Origin of the sequence: Flagellimonas amphidinii, assembly GCF_013090115.1 — a bacterium.
GTDB classification, from domain to species: Bacteria; Bacteroidota; Bacteroidia; order Flavobacteriales; family Flavobacteriaceae; genus Flagellimonas; species Flagellimonas amphidinii.
On the sequence record NZ_JABFNN010000026.1, the window covers coordinates 38,642 to 53,863 of the forward strand.

Sequence of the window (15,222 nt, forward strand, 5' to 3'; positions counted from 1 at the left end):
TCTATGGACTCCAAAATAAAAATACTAGAAGAAAAAATCGAACAGGCCTATTTAGGCGGTGGTGAAAAAAGGATTGAAAAGCAACATCAAAAGAAAAAACTTACTGCTAGAGAACGTGTTCTATATTTTTTAGATGAGGGCTCTTTTGAAGAAATGGGAATTCTAGTTACCCATAGGACCACAGATTTTGGTATGGATAAGGAGGTCTACTATGGTGATGGGGTAATTACCGGGTATGGCACGGTGAATGGCCGACTTGTTTATGTGTATGCTCAGGATTTTACAGTTTTTGGCGGTGCACTGTCAGAAACCCACGCAGAGAAGATTTGTAAAGTAATGGATTTGGCCATGAAGGTTGGGGCTCCTGTCATTGGACTTAACGATTCGGGCGGTGCTCGAATTCAGGAAGGAGTAAAATCCTTAGGGGGTTATGCGGATATTTTTTATAGAAATGTTCAAGCTTCTGGTGTAATTCCACAAATATCTGCTGTAATGGGGCCTTGTGCCGGGGGAGCTGTGTATTCTCCGGCTATGACCGATTTTATTGTGATGGTGGAAGGGACCAGCTACATGTTCGTTACGGGACCTAATGTGGTAAAAACCGTCACCAATGAAGAGGTAACGTCAGAAGAATTGGGGGGAGCAAGTGCACATGCTATAAAATCTGGTGTAGCACACAAAACCTCAACCAATGATGCTGCTTGCTTGGACGATATCAAAAAATTATTGGATTATTTGCCTCAAAATAATTCTGAATTGCCCAAAATGAAAGCATATCAATTAGGGGAAGAGATGCGTGAGGAACTTTCCAATATTGTTCCAGATAATCCCAACAAACCCTACGATATGCATGATGTGATCAGTGGGATAATCGATACTGATTCATTTTATGAAATCCATAAAGATTATGCAGAAAACATTATTGTGGGCTTTGCACGTTTGGGGGGTAGAAGTATCGGAATCATTGCCAATCAACCCATGTTTCTGGCTGGAGTTTTGGGTGTGAAGAGTTCTCGGAAAGCGGCTCGTTTTACCCGTTTTTGCGATGCTTTTAATATCCCCTTATTGGTGTTGGTGGATGTTCCAGGATTTTTACCCGGCACAGACCAGGAATGGAACGGAATTATTATGCATGGAGCCAAATTATTATATGCATTGAGCGAAGCTACAGTGCCTAGGGTGACCGTAATTACTAGAAAAGCGTATGGTGGAGCCTATGATGTGATGAATTCCAAGCATATTGGAGCTGATTTCAACTTTGCTTGGCCCTCTGCTGAGATTGCCGTTATGGGAGCCAAAGGGGCCAGTGAGATTATCTTTAGGCGTGAAATTGCCACTGCGGATGACCCAGAAGCTAAATTGAAGGAAAAAGAGGCCGAATATGCCGACAAGTTCGCGAATCCATATCGCGCTGCTCGTCGTGGGTTTATTGATGAGGTGATCTTACCAAAAAATACAAGAAGAAAACTGTTGAAAGCCTTTGCCATGCTGGAGAAAAAGAAAGTGGATTCCCCAAAGAAAAAGCATGGTAATATTCCATTGTAATGTTCTTTGGATTTTTTGATGAAATGTCAGGTCGAGCACAGTCGAGAACCTAATCTTGGTTGGGATTATATTTATAATGCGTAGCATTCCTACATTCTGCTAAAATTTGCAGCAAATCCAGATTTCCGTTGGCCAAGGCAAGTTTCTTTTTGGCGCTCCATTTTTTAACTCTTTTTTCAAAATAAATGGCTTGTAAAACATCGTTGAATTCTTGTTGAAATATAAGTTTGATTGGTCTTCTTCTGTAGGTAAAGGCAGTCCTCTCCACTCCATTTCGATGTTCGGCTACCCTACGGTCAATATTATCTGTTATTCCTGTGTAGGTAAGTCCATCAGCGCAAAGTAAGATGTAAACAAAGTAGTGTTTCACACCTAAAGATATTTCAATTATTACTGTAAGCACTTTTAAAAGTTGAAAACGAACTTTAAAAGGGTCTCGACTGCGCTCGACCTTACACTATGAATAACTTGAAAATTCTCAGAAACTTAACCTTAATACTTTCTTAAAAGCTTCTTGGTTGTTTCGGGGATGTCTAATTTTGCCGAATGCAAAACGAAACCCAGAAGCCAAATTTTGAATTTATCGCCCTAATGGCGGCATTAATGTCTATCGTGGCATTGGCCATTGATGCAATTCTGCCTGCTATATCCAACATAGGGGTGGCCATTCATAGTCTTGATTCTACAGATAATCAGATGTTGGTCACCATGATTTTTTTAGGATTAGGGGTAGGGCAACTGTTCTTTGGGCCATTATCGGATTGTTATGGCAGAAAGCCTGTGGTCTATGCTGGTTTTATCCTCTTTATCATTGCTAGCTTGATATGCCTCTACGCAGAATCCTTGGGGGTAATGGTTGTTGGAAGAATTCTACAGGGAATTGGACTTTCGGCCCCACGTACTATCGCTATTTCCATCATTAGAGATACCTATAAAGGAGATTACATGGCTCGGGTAATGTCTTTTGTGGTCGCGTTCTTTATTTTGGTTCCTGTGGTGGCACCAGCGATTGGTAAGTTGATTTTGGATGGATTGGGTTGGAAAGCCATTTTTTATGTTCAGTTGGTCTTTGCTGTCATCATTGCAGCTTGGTTTTGGAAAAGACAACCAGAAACCCTTCGGCCTGAATATAAGGTTCCTTTTTCCAGTCATGTTTTTGTTGATGGATTAAAGGAATTTGTCCGATTCAAGGAAACAGTTGTGTTTACCATTATTTCCGGATTGGTAACAGGCTCATTTTTGGTTTATTTGAGTTCCGCTCAACATATATTTGAAGACCAATACGCCATGAAGGAGGCATTTCCATACATTTTTGCAGGATTGGCCATATCCATTGGACTTTCCACATTCTTAAATGGAACCTTAGTGATGCGATTTGGAATGCGTAAGCTTTCATGGATGGCAACTTTTGCTTTCACCATTATAGCTTTGCTATATACCCTTTTATTTTTCAATTCGGGCAATCCTAGCATAGTTGTGTTGGTAGCCTTTCTCTCTGCACAATTCTTCTGTCTTGGGTTTATGTGGGGGAATTTCCGTTCTATTGCAATGGAACCCATTGGTCATATTGCAGGAATTGGAGCGGCCATTAATGGTTTTGTATCAACAGTTTTGGCCATCCCAATTGCTACTTTTATAGGTGGATTTGTGGAGAATAGCGTTTGGCCATTATTCACAGGATTGGCTGTTTGTGGTATTTTTTCTCTTTTACTTTTTATAATCGTCAGAAAGCCTAAAAAATTGGCTACGGTTTAATCATCAGTGGGGAAATAGATTTCACCGCTGCTTGAATCTTCTTTTGCCCCGGTAACGGAGCTTAATACGTTGGTTCGTCCCTCTAATCGCAATACGCCCATTAAAGCGAAGACCAAAGCTTCCTTGTAGGCAATCAATGTTTTGGAGGGTATTTCCAAAATAATACTTTGGCCTAATTTAGTTTGAAGGGTTTCCATGAAAAACTCATTCAAAGCACCTCCACCGGTGACCAATAGCTTGCTTATGGGGTTTGTTGTATGTTGGTGCACATCTGAAGCGATCTGTTCACAATTATGATGAATAAATGTATGGAGCAAATCGGCTTCTGAAGTATTTGAAGCGTCTATTACGGGAACAATATCTTCCGTAAACCATTCATAACCTGTAGATTTAGGATAGGGGAGTTGATAGTAGGCCAAATCATTCAACTTTTGGAGCAAATCTTCATCCAACTTTCCAGATTGAGCTATTTTTCCATTTTCATCATATTCCAAACCGATTTTTTGGGTAATATAATTCAGTGGCATGTTGGCCAAACCAATATCGTAAGCAATACGTTTACCACCCTTTTCAAAAGAAATGTTGCTGATACCTCCTAGGTTCAAACAAAAATCAAAATCAGCAAACAACAGTTGGTCTCCAATGGGAACCAACGGAGCTCCTTGTCCACCAAGTGAAACATCCTTTGTTCTAAAATCGCATATAACTTGTTTTTTAGAAGTGTTGGCCAATAATTGTCCATCTCCCAACTGAAAGGTGAACCCTTCTTCTGGCCTGTGATGTGAGGTATGTCCATGACTGGCTATAAAATCAACTTCTAAACCCTCTTCTTCAATAAATTTTTTGGATTGTTCACCTAACCACACACCATAGTCCTTGTGCAATTGTTCGTGTTCTTGTTCTGACAAGTGGATGGCATTTTTAAGATATTCCCGCATTTCTATGGAATAGGAAACATCTTTGGTGTGTTCAATTGTAAATTTCCATTGCCCATGCTCTTCCCGCAAAATACAATAGGCCATGTCCAATCCATCCAAGGAAGTCCCAGACATTAATCCCAAAACTTTATAGCTGCTCATACTTTTTCTATTTTGATGATTAATGAAATGGGTAATGTTTCATCATTCAGAATTTCATTGAATGAAAAACGAACATTTGTTAAAGTGTTCATTTCGCTTATCCAATCATCCATGGTTCTTGCATACCAAGCGTGCCCATCCGTGAAATTTCCAGGCAACCCTTTCCAGGAATCGGACAGCCATTGACTCTTATAGGGAAATCCATTCTGAATTAAAAAATAAGGATGTAACGTTTGAATCACCAGCGCCCCTTTGGTTGTAAGTTGTTTCAAAGTATTGTCCAAGAGCAAGGGAAGATTGTCTTTGGCATACAGACAGAAATTAAAAATGGCCACATCAAAAGGTGCATTTTCAATGGCTTTCCCAGACATGATATCCTCGTAGGTAAAAATAGTAAAGGTGTCCAAGCTTTTTTTTCTTGCCTCAACAATTAAACTTTCAATCGCATCTACACCCGTTGCATTCCATCCCATTTTGCCCATTTCCCGGGTTAGCCAACCTTCTCCGCAACCTATATCCACAGCTTTTGTTCCTTTGCAGTCCTTCAAGGTCTCCAGAATGGCTGTGTTGGTGAACTTTCTGGATGGAATACTTTCATTTTGAATGACTTTTATCCATTCAGCAGCATTTTTTTTCCAAGAGGCAATGGTATCCATTTTCATATTCTAAATGTTTTAAGTTGCACTGGAAGCTTTCCTTTAGCTTTTAAAACCCCTTTAAAATGATTGAAGGCCGCTTCTTGAAAAACGGGAAAATCCTGATAAACCACAACGGCATTGGATGAAGGGTTTAATCCTAGAACATCCAATGCAAAAGGGTTTCCGAATACATAAATAAGCACATTTTTGGTGGCGATGAGCTCTTTTATATATTCCAATTGTTTTGGGTCGAACCCAAACAAATCTTTGGGTTTAATTGATGGGGGAAAAATAGAAAGCGCAATATTTTGAGTTTCCTCTAGTTTTTTTTCAAGTGTGGTCAAGTCTTTGGCAAGTTCCAAAGATTCAGCTCCAAACTCTTCCTGTATTTTGGATGAAAAAATACTTTCAGAAGGGTTTCCGAACATAAGGTTGATAAATTTGGAGGTTTTCATTAGTTGAGCTTTTGTAGGATTTCCGTAAAGTTCGGTCAAGCTTTGTTCAGCTACCAATTTGTTCAGCTCAGAATGACTTTTAGAGGGAACAATTCCCTCGATTTTTTTTTTCATGAAGGTTTTTTCTTTGAGCAACCATATTCTTTCAAAACTCTCTTGTATTCGATGTTCTGATGCCCAACTTAGAATACTTTCGATGCCTTCTTCCACATTTTCACTAAAACAGAGGACATCCATTCCTGCTTTAAATGCGGCTTCTTCCAGTTTGCCTTTTTGGGGATATTTTCTGGATACCGCATGCATGTTCAGGGCATCGGAAATTATTACTCCATTAAAACCAAGTTGTTGTCGAAGTAATTCCGTAACTATTTTAAAAGAGGTAGTCGAAGGTTGTTCCGAATCAATTTGGGGCAATGATAAATGACCTACCATTACCGAATCCACTCCGTTCTTGATGAGTTCTTGAAATGGATGAAGCTCAGTTTTTTTAAGCTCATCTAGAGATTTGTCAATGATGGGCAGACCTAAATGCGAATCTGTGGCAGTATCGCCATGCCCAGGAAAATGTTTGATGGAGTTAAGCACTCCTGTGTGGTTCATTCCCTTGATAAAGGCTTCTGCTTTTTTTGTAACCTTGTTTTTGTCATCACCAAATGATCGATATCCAATTACAGGATTTAGCGGATTATTGTTAATATCCACGACTGGAGATAGGTTCCAATGGATACCGGCTTTTGTACAATCAACTCCTATGTGAAATCCAACCTCTTCAATAAGTGATTCTTTATCTGTAAGAGCGCCAAGTGTTATTGCATATGGATATTGTGGTGTGTTTTCAATGCGCATGGCCAACCCCCATTCGGCATCTATTGCGATCAATAAAGGTGCTTTTGCTGCTTTTTGGTATCTCGAAATAAGCTCTTTTAAGCGGTCATAACTTTTTTCGTTATACACTACTTTTTTCTTGCCTTCAAAATTTGTGGCAGCACTGGCCCTGCTATGAAAGAAGCAAATAGAACCAATACAATGTTTTTGGATCAAATCTTCCATTTGCTGGACTTCTTCCTCTGTATCATTTATAAAAACAGCAGGCATAAACAATTGCCCAACTTTTTCTTTTAAGGAAAGTTCAATTTTTGAAAGTTGATATGTATATAAATCCTTATGCATCTTTTTCAATGGATTTTTTACCATACTCTGCTGGATATTTCAGGTATTTTAGCACAATAAAAGCAGGAAAGGCAGCAATGACCACCCAAATAAAGAATCCATCATAATTCAACCATTCTTGGATATATCCGCTCAACATTCCAGGGAGCATCATACCCAATGCCATAAAACCTGTAGCAATAGCGTAGTGGGAAGTCTTTGAAACTCCATCCGCTACATAAATGAGGTAAATCAAGAAAGCCGCAAATCCAAATCCGTAGCCAAATTGCTCCAAAATAACGGTACCGGTAACCGCAATGATGCTGGTCGTCTGTGTTATGGCCAGCAAAGCGTAAAGTGCATTTGGGAGATTTAATGCCAGTAGCATTGGAAACATCCATTTTTTCAATCCATCTCTAGAGATGAGAATACCGCCAAGAATACCGCCAAGAGAAAGCATAATCACGCCAACGGTTCCATAAATGGTTCCAACGGCTTCTGTGGTATAACCCAACCCGCCTACTTCGAGTTTATCTAGAAGAAAAGGAGAAGCCATTTTTACCAATTGTGATTCTCCAAGGCGATAGGTTAGGATGAACAGTAACGCAATTCCAATTTGTTTCTTTTTGAAAAAGGAAATAAATACCTCTAAGAAACCTGCAGGTTTTTCTTGTTTTTCTGTTTTTGATACTTCAAACTTGGGAGTGGCAAAAAAATTGGAAACTGTCATTGCAAGCATGAGAATTGACGCACAAATCATGGTTAGGGACCATGCCTTGGTGTTGTCTCCATATTTTTGTTCCAAAAATCCAGCAAAAATGACCAAAAGCCCCTGACCGGTTACCATTGCCAATCGATAAAAAGTACTGCGCAACCCAATAAAGAATGATTGCTTTTTTTGTGTCAAGCCTATCATGTAGTACCCATCTGATGCAATATCGTTGGTTGCCGAAGCAAAGGCCACCATCCAAAAGAAAGCCAATGATATGGTAAAGAATGAGTTGGAGGGCAGAAAAATGCCAATTCCCAAAAAAGCCAATGAAATTAAAAGTTGCATGCTTAAAAACCACTTTCTTTTGGTTCCATTAAGATCAACCAAAGGACTCCACAAAGGTTTTATGACCCATGGCAAGTAAAGCCAACTGGTGTAGAGTCCAATTTCGGCATTACCGATGCCCAAGCGCTTGTACATGATTACGGAGACCGTTACCACTAGGATATAAGGAATTCCTTGTGTAAAGTAGAGTGTAGGTATCCAAAGCCAAGCATTTTTATCTTTTTGTGCCATGCGGTATTTAGTGTTTCAACAGATTTTGATAGATACTTTGTTCTGAATCTTCTATGATTTTGGCATCAACAGCTTTTGTATAGTAAGAGGCAGGGCCAACGCCGCCAATAATGGCGTAAGTATAACCCATTTCTTGCATTGCAGTTAGAGATTTTATGAGCAGTACTTTGCCAATTTCCTTTCCTCGCTCCAACGGAAGTACCCCAGTAGGTCCGAAAAAGTTTTTAGCGGTGACTTCAAAGCATGCAAATCCTAAAATGGATTGCCCGCGCTGGGCAATGTAACAATTGGATGGAAGTGAAGTGAAAGCCCTTTCCGCTTCATCGGCCCAATTCCTGCTGAAATTCTCCCTCACCCAATTTACAACAATACTTTTTTCAGGTGGAATTGGTCTTTTGAATATGATTTGTTCTATTTCCAAATGATAGTTTTCAATTTTGGAAATGTCTGGCAAATCGAGTAATCTCACTAACATATCTTGCATATCAATCAGATTTAAAGTTGAGCATTTTCAAAGGGCTTTCATTGCCGTAGGCATCCCTTATAGAAATTTTAATCCCTTTATGCAGTTGTTTTTGGGAAAAGAAATGTTCAAAGCATGCCTTATGTTGACTTTCCGAAAGATAGTCTTTTGCTATCAAGGTTTTTTGGTTGCTTAGATAGTAATTGACGGTACGTGGAATGGAATCATTATGCGAAATACAAATTTCCATTCTACCATTTTCTTGGTTTGATGTTATAACGGGCGACAAGACAACTCTTTTAATATTATTCAAGGGGATAGGGTTTTTTGAAGCATGCCCATAAAATCTTTTTTGAAGTTTATGGGTCACTTCCGGATGTTTTTCGATAAGTGATTTTGCGCTGAAAAAGATATTGCCGTCAACGTTATTTTGTTTTCTGGCCAAGGAAAGCTGTTTTGGAATTTCACCTTCTTTTTCCCAAGCCTTATCAGGGTTATTTTTGATCTTATAAGTGCCGTTGCCAATATATAAATTAGTATTTGGGGTCGCGTTTGCCCACCATGAGACAATTTCTTTATGGGCAGCAGGAGGGTAGTTCATACTCCAATAAGCTTGGGGCGCCAAATAGTCCAACCAACCTTTTTCTACCCAAAGGAGCGGGTCCGCATATAGGTCTTCATAAGTGGTTTGCCCCGCTTTGGTATCTGAACCTTTGGGGTCTGTGCTTTTGTTTTTCCAAACTCCGAAGGGGCTGATTCCAAATTGTACCCAAGGTTTACGCTTTTTGATGACCTTATGGACATTTTTAACCAGTGAGTCCACGTTGCTTCTTCGCCAATCGGACAACGTTTGTTCAGCCAAACCATAGGTTTGAAAAGTGATGGAGTCATTGAATGTTTCTCCTTTTACTTTATAGGGATAGAAATAATCATCAAAATGGATGGCATCCACTTCATAAGCATCAACCAACTCTGAAATGATGTTGATAAATTTATCTTGAACTTCTGGCAATCCAGGATTGTAGTAATATTTCTTTCCATATTTGATCATCCAATCTGGATGTTGGTAAAAATCATGTGTGTTGGATAATGCAGTGGTGTCTAAATCAAAGGTAGCTCTGTATGGATTCAACCAAGCATGAAATTCCATACCTCGTTTATGGGTTTCATCAATCATCCATTGCAAAGGATTTTCAAATCCTTCAGGAGCTTTTCCTTGTTTTCCGGTCAAGTATTTGGACCATGGAGCCAAATCACTGGCATAAAAAGCGTCACCGGCTGTTCTAATTTGAACGATGGCAGCATTAAAGTTCAATTTTTTGTAAAAATCCAGAATTTCAATAAAGTCCTGTTTTTGTTTTTGTGGGTCATCCTTGGCATTTTTTGGCCAATCTATATTGATTACAGTTGCCACCCAAAATCCTCTAAACTCTGTTTTTGGAGCCTTTACCGTTGCGCAAGCCACGCAAAGCAATAGGGAGAATATGTATTTAATTTTATGCATTAGGGTAAAAAAGGCCTACTTATTATGTTAAATGTAGGCCTTTTCACTTGGATTTAATTATGAAAACTAACTACTCAAATAGATTCATTAGATTGAAGGGTCAGTTGGTGTATTGGTATTGTTGTCCCTTTCCGTAATAGGATATGGATAAAAATTCCTATTACGTTCCTCGTCAAAATTTTGGACGGTTGGTGTAGGTTCCGGACGGCCGAATCTTCTACTGTCCTCTAAACTGCATCCTGTTAGAAACAATTCCGCTCTACGATTTTTGTAAACCTCGTCCAAAAGTGCATCAACCGATGTGTCGCCTGCATAAGCGGCTACATTTGCATTTACCCCAAAAATGTCATCGGTATCTGTTAATACTAAATTCAATGCTGTAATTGCAGCCTCCGTGTCAGGAGAACTCTTTCTGAGGTTGGCTTCTGCTATGATGAGGTTCATTTCATCGGGTAGGTAAACTGGGATTGATTCTGTATCTCCGTCAAAGAATCCTGCCAAATCCTCAATAGGTAATTGGTTTTGGTTCAATTCATCCAAGGCAACCAAATAAAAATCAAACCTTCCATCCGCAGCATCAAAAGTAAAGCTGTCTGGTAGACCAAAATTGTCTCTTGGTTTAAAATTAGGGGCACTATTTTGGAATACTCTACTCCAAATAGGATTTAGATTTTGAGAGTCATAGGTGAATACAGAACCAGAAGTTTGATCAACTGAAGATGCTGCTGTTATAGCGGCATCGTAATTGCCAGCATATAGATTGAATCTTGCCAACATAGCTTCTATAGTATTTTCCAGGTCAATTTCACCGCGCAATATTTCAGCTTCAAATTCTGCTGAAATTGGGTCTGCAACTATGGCAGTTTTGGCTTCATTCAGCAAACTAATGGCCGTATTGAAACCTTCAATTCTACTTACAAAGGGAGGATTGTCTTCAGAAGTAGCTATGATTACTTGCTCATAGTTTTGTGCCATGGCACCGATACTCATGGCATGGTAAAGTTTTGCATAAGCAATCAAACCACTCTGGGTACCTGCATCAATATCTATATTGCCTGCATTGGCCGCAATATCCTCGGCAATGCCAATAACCCTGAGCATGGTGGACCATAGGCCTATTACATTGGAGTTGGAATTTGGAATATCGCCACCATCTTCCAGTTCGATCATGTTCTGAAAAGTTGTGGTGATCCCACCTTCTCTAGCTGTAATTGCTGGTGTTTCAACAATCCATCGTACTCCTGTAGTGGAGTAGAGCTCCTGCATCCCTATGCTTAATGCCAAAATACCTTCCCTTGAAGAGAATACTTGTTCATCTGTTGCGGCATTGGGATTTTCAAAATCAGTATCGCATGATGTGATTGCAATCATAGAGGTTAGCAATAACATCAGTTTTATTGTGGTGTTTTTATATATTTTCATCATCAATTTTTTTAGAATTAGAAACTAACGTTAAAGCCCAATTGATATGTTCTTGGTATAGGTACTGTGGAAAAATCAAATCCGCGTACACCATTGCTCTGTCCTGCAGCACTTACTTCTGGGTCCCATCCGGAATAGTCGTCCCAAGAAATAAGGTTTCGTCCTACTAGGCTAATTTTTACATTGTCTATGTGTTCCCATTTTGGGTTGAAATTGTAGCTTAAGGCTATTTCTCTAAGTTTTACAAAGGAGCCATCTTCAACAAATTCTTCAAAAATGCTAGCTTGGGCACTTCCATAGCCTTTTGGTAGATTGCCCAAGAGCTCTTCACCTACTTGTGCGCCACCACCAAAAATCACGTTATCCAACAATCTTCTGTTCCAGTTGAAGACATCGAAGCCTTGAACCGCATCAAATTGTACCCTTAAGTCGAAATTTTTATAAGAAAACTCGTTGATCAACGAACCAAACCAATCTGGATTGGGGTCTCCCAATACCTTGGATGATTCTCCATCTTCAGTGGTACCACGGAAAGGGTATCCGTCATCGTCCAGAGCAATTGAACCGTCTTCGTTTCTTGCATAAAATTGTCTGTAGAAAACACCCAAAGGTTCACCTTCAATAACATAGTTGGTAGAAAAACTACCAGACAGTGCCAATCTACCTCCACCTGCAACGCTGGTTACTTCGTTTTTGTTTTTTGAAAAAGTAGCGGTAATATCCCAATTGAAATTTTCACTCTTAATAGGAGCACCTCTCAATAGGATTTCTACCCCTGTATTTTCGAGATTTCCTACATTTTCAAATCTTGAGCCAAAACCACTGGATGGAGCCAATACTCTTGGTAATAAAAGATCAGTTACTTTTTGTTTGTAATATGAAAATTCAATTCCTAGTCTATTGTCCAATAAACCAGCATCAAAACCAAATTCAATTTCATCTTGTCTTTCAGGTTTTAGATTTTCGTTTCCTTGAGCCGTTGATGGAATCAAACTTACTGAACCTGTCAAGGCAGAAGGGTTATATACCGAAAATCTATCAAAAGCTCCTAAGGCTGTAAGGTTACCTGCTTGCCCCCATGAAGCTCTTAATTTGAATAAGCTAATAGTGCTTCCGAAGGTATTTTTCCAAAAATCTTCATCTGAAATGACGTAAGAGCCACTAGCTTTAAAGTATAATTGATTTCGCTCATCTTCACCAAAAGTAGAAGCACCATCCAATCGGACTGCACCGTTTACATATATCTTGTTATTGAATGCAAAGGATTGCTGGAAAAAAGCGCCCCAATAAGAAACTTTAGAGCGGCTCTCTCCTTGTTCCAAAATACTTCCTCCGGCCGCAGTCTGTACTACCGGTGGAAGACCAGTTGCATTTATACCAATACTTTCCCGCTCTTCATATTGCCAGGATCCGCCAAGTGTTGATGTGGAAGCTATAGTTTCAGTAATGTCCGTTTTATAGGTAATGTTGAGGTCTGAGTTGTATTGAAAATTGTTCAAATCAGCCCTTCTTGCATAACCGTCAGCATTTGGAGATGTATTGTTGATGGGGATATACGCTGTTGCAGACTGGTTGTAGTAATCCATACCCAAGGTATATTTGGCACTCAACTTATCCGTAATGTTAGCATCCAAACCTATGCTCGTTATAAAGCGGTTTGTTTTCTGACCAAAATCGAATCTTGCAACGGCTTCGGCAGGATTTGTTCTTGGCACCAACAAAGAAGTAACAGGATAAACACCAGACTCATCGGGTGAAGGGTCTACGGAGTTATCACTAAACACGAAACCCGTAATGGCCCCGTAAGCACTATTTATCCCCCCATTGGGAATGTCATTACTAGTACTTCTTATGAAATTGAATCCGCCGGTAATATTCAACCAATCAAATGCTTGTTGGGTAAGGTTGGCTTTAAATCCGTAACGCTTAAAGTTGGTGTTTTTTACAATTCCTTCGTTACTTAATTGAGAAGCAGAAAGGTAATATGTGGTTTTTTCCGAACCGCCCGTCATGGAAAGATAGTTTTCCACCCCAAATCCAGATTCAAAGATTTCATCTTGCAAGTCATAACGTTCTACAGCAACTGTATTTAGGTTTGAGCGATCTGTAGGAACCTCCCAGGCCAAAGGAACTTCGTTATAATCAATTTTTTTGCGTAGTTCGTTGATTCTTGTGTTTGTGCTGAAAGTAAATTTTGGTTCCCCTGTTCTACCTTTTTTGGTAAATATCTGGACCACACCATTACTTGCCCTAGATCCATATATGGCCGCTGCTGCCGCACCTTTTATGACTTCTATTCTTTCAATGTCATTAGGGTTGATGTCTGCTAAACGGTTTTGTGCATTGCCACCAAGGTCAACCAATTCGTTACTGGAGTTACTGATAATAATTCCATCTACGATATATAAAGGATCCGAATTTCCAGAAATTGTACTTGGCCCTCTTAACCGAATACTGATTCCCCCTGCGGGGTCTCCAGAGTTTTGTTGTACCAATGCTCCGGTTATCTTTCCAGCAATGGCCTGATCAACCTGTGTTGCCGCATTATTTACCAAGTCTTCGGATTTTACCGATGATATGGCATTGCCCAGAGTTCTTTTGTTCACTCCGGTACCAGTTCCAGTAACCACAACGGCATCCAAGCTTAAAATATCTTCTTCAAGCAAAATGTCTGTGGTAATGGCTGGGTTGCTACCCAAATCCACAGTGACTTTTTGGGTTGAGTATCCCAAAGAACTCACAGTCAGTGTGTAAGTTCCTGAAGGTAAATCAGCTGTAAAGCTATAGTTACCATCAAAATCACTGACAGCACCGTATGAGGTGTTTTCAATAAAAACTGAAGCTCCGGTCACAGGTAAATCTGTACCACTTTCAGTTATGGTTCCCGTAAAGGTAAACTGGCTTTGGGAGAATGCAGAGACGCTAAGCGCCAAGCAAGCCACAAGCAACAGTCGACGCAAAATTTTTCCGTCCATAAAGTTGTTTTTTGAGTTAAGCATTAATTTTTAAAGTTAGCTTTAATAAAATCGAGCTGTATTCAAAAATATGCAAATAATCGAAAATGTTGCAATTTTTTGCAATATTTTTAGATGTTAGCTTTTATGGAAGCTATTTTTTGCATTTATTTACTAAAACATTAAAACTTTTACATTTGCTTAAATAACACAACCATGCTAAAGGAAGAACGCCATCAAGTCATTTTGAACGAAGTGCGGATTCATAACAAAGTTTTATTGACGGATATCGCGGAGATTTTAAAAGTTTCGCCGGACACGGTGCGGAGGGATATTAAAGAATTGCACGATAAGAATAAGCTGAAACGTGTTCACGGAGGAGCCATTTCCTTGGGGTTTAATCACTATAACTATGCGAATAGTGAAATTTATTCACTTGAGAAAAAGTCGAAAATTGCTGAAAAAGCAGTTTCATTGTTAAAAGCAGGTCAAGTAGTGTTGTTGACTGGAGGAACCACCAATCAAGAAATTGCAAGATTGATTCCTCCTTATCTTAAGATTACATGTTTTACTCCAAGTCTGCCAATTGCGGTTCAATTGTTGCCCAAACCCAATATTGAAATCATTTTTATTGGGGGCAAGGTGAACAAAGACTCTCAAATTACTATTGGAGGTGGACCTATTGGAGTGCTTTCGGAGCTTAAAGTGGATATTTGTTTTTTAGGGGTGAACAGTATGCATCCCACTGATGGAATTACAGAATTTGATTGGGAAATAGTACAGCTGAAAAAGGCTATGATAAGGGCTTCTAAAAAAGTGGTGGTACCTTCAATATCAGAAAAAATAAACTCTGTACAGCGTTATAAGATTTGCGAAATAGATTCCGTTCATGTTCTAATTACTGAGTTGGAGAAAGATGATGCCCAACTGGATTTGTATCGCAGAAAGATTGAGTTGATGTAAAAAAAAG

12 protein-coding genes are annotated in these 15,222 nt (G+C 39.4%); 3 read left to right on the forward strand and 9 right to left on the reverse strand.

Annotation, left to right across the window (positions count from 1 at the left end):
• Positions 1 to 3 precede the first annotated feature (3 nt).
• Positions 4 to 1,545: an acyl-CoA carboxylase subunit beta gene (locus tag HJC33_RS04425; RefSeq protein ID WP_171657592.1), complete on the forward strand. Its 1,542-nt coding sequence runs from the start codon at positions 4 to 6 to the stop codon at positions 1,543 to 1,545.
• Between the two features lie 49 nt (positions 1,546 to 1,594).
• Here HJC33_RS04425 and HJC33_RS04430 read toward each other — a convergent pair whose 3' ends face one another.
• Positions 1,595 to 1,915: a GIY-YIG nuclease family protein gene (locus HJC33_RS04430; protein WP_171657593.1), complete on the reverse strand. Its 321-nt coding sequence runs from the start codon at positions 1,913 to 1,915 to the stop codon at positions 1,595 to 1,597.
• A gap of 176 nt (positions 1,916 to 2,091) precedes the next feature.
• On the opposite strand from HJC33_RS04430, the gene HJC33_RS04435 reads away from it, so the two are divergent.
• Positions 2,092 to 3,300, forward strand: a complete 1,209-nt coding sequence (locus HJC33_RS04435; protein ID WP_171657594.1) for a multidrug effflux MFS transporter — start codon at positions 2,092 to 2,094, stop codon at positions 3,298 to 3,300.
• On the opposite strand, the gene HJC33_RS04440 is transcribed toward HJC33_RS04435, so the two are convergent.
• The 8 genes from HJC33_RS04440 to HJC33_RS04475 all read right to left on the reverse strand — a co-directional run bounded on the left by HJC33_RS04440 (position 3,297) and on the right by HJC33_RS04475 (position 14,273).
• Positions 3,297 to 4,379, reverse strand: coding sequence for an anhydro-N-acetylmuramic acid kinase (locus HJC33_RS04440; protein WP_171657595.1), 1,083 nt, complete (start codon positions 4,377 to 4,379; stop codon positions 3,297 to 3,299). The genes HJC33_RS04435 and HJC33_RS04440 overlap by 4 nt on opposite strands.
• Complete coding sequence (locus tag HJC33_RS04445) at positions 4,376 to 5,041, reverse strand: class I SAM-dependent methyltransferase (RefSeq protein WP_171657596.1); 666 nt, start codon at positions 5,039 to 5,041, stop codon at positions 4,376 to 4,378. Before HJC33_RS04445 ends, HJC33_RS04440 begins: the two co-directional genes overlap by 4 nt.
• On the reverse strand, positions 5,038 to 6,642 hold the full coding sequence (locus tag HJC33_RS04450; RefSeq protein ID WP_246245487.1) for a glycoside hydrolase family 3 protein: 1,605 nt from the start codon (positions 6,640 to 6,642) through the stop codon (positions 5,038 to 5,040). Before HJC33_RS04450 ends, HJC33_RS04445 begins: the two co-directional genes overlap by 4 nt.
• Positions 6,635 to 7,909: an MFS transporter gene (locus tag HJC33_RS04455; protein ID WP_171657598.1), complete on the reverse strand. Its 1,275-nt coding sequence runs from the start codon at positions 7,907 to 7,909 to the stop codon at positions 6,635 to 6,637. Before HJC33_RS04455 ends, HJC33_RS04450 begins: the two co-directional genes overlap by 8 nt.
• Before the next feature lie 7 nt (positions 7,910 to 7,916).
• Positions 7,917 to 8,393, reverse strand: a complete 477-nt coding sequence (locus HJC33_RS04460; protein ID WP_171657599.1) for a GNAT family N-acetyltransferase — start codon at positions 8,391 to 8,393, stop codon at positions 7,917 to 7,919.
• Position 8,394: 1 nt separating this feature from the next.
• Complete coding sequence (locus HJC33_RS04465) at positions 8,395 to 9,876, reverse strand: glycoside hydrolase family 10-like protein (RefSeq protein WP_171657600.1); 1,482 nt, start codon at positions 9,874 to 9,876, stop codon at positions 8,395 to 8,397.
• A gap of 87 nt (positions 9,877 to 9,963) precedes the next feature.
• The gene (locus HJC33_RS04470) at positions 9,964 to 11,301 is read right to left on the reverse strand and encodes a RagB/SusD family nutrient uptake outer membrane protein (protein ID WP_171657601.1); all 1,338 of its coding nucleotides are present in this window, start codon (positions 11,299 to 11,301) and stop codon (positions 9,964 to 9,966) included.
• Positions 11,302 to 11,315: 14 nt separating this feature from the next.
• Positions 11,316 to 14,273 carry a SusC/RagA family TonB-linked outer membrane protein gene (locus tag HJC33_RS04475; RefSeq protein ID WP_246245488.1) on the reverse strand — a complete coding sequence of 986 codons (2,958 nt, stop codon included), beginning with the start codon at positions 14,271 to 14,273 and terminating at the stop codon, positions 11,316 to 11,318.
• A 195-nt stretch (positions 14,274 to 14,468) separates the two neighbouring features.
• On the opposite strand from HJC33_RS04475, the gene HJC33_RS04480 reads away from it, so the two are divergent.
• Complete coding sequence (locus HJC33_RS04480) at positions 14,469 to 15,215, forward strand: DeoR/GlpR family DNA-binding transcription regulator (RefSeq protein WP_171657603.1); 747 nt, start codon at positions 14,469 to 14,471, stop codon at positions 15,213 to 15,215.
• The last annotated feature ends 7 nt before the right edge of the window (positions 15,216 to 15,222 follow it).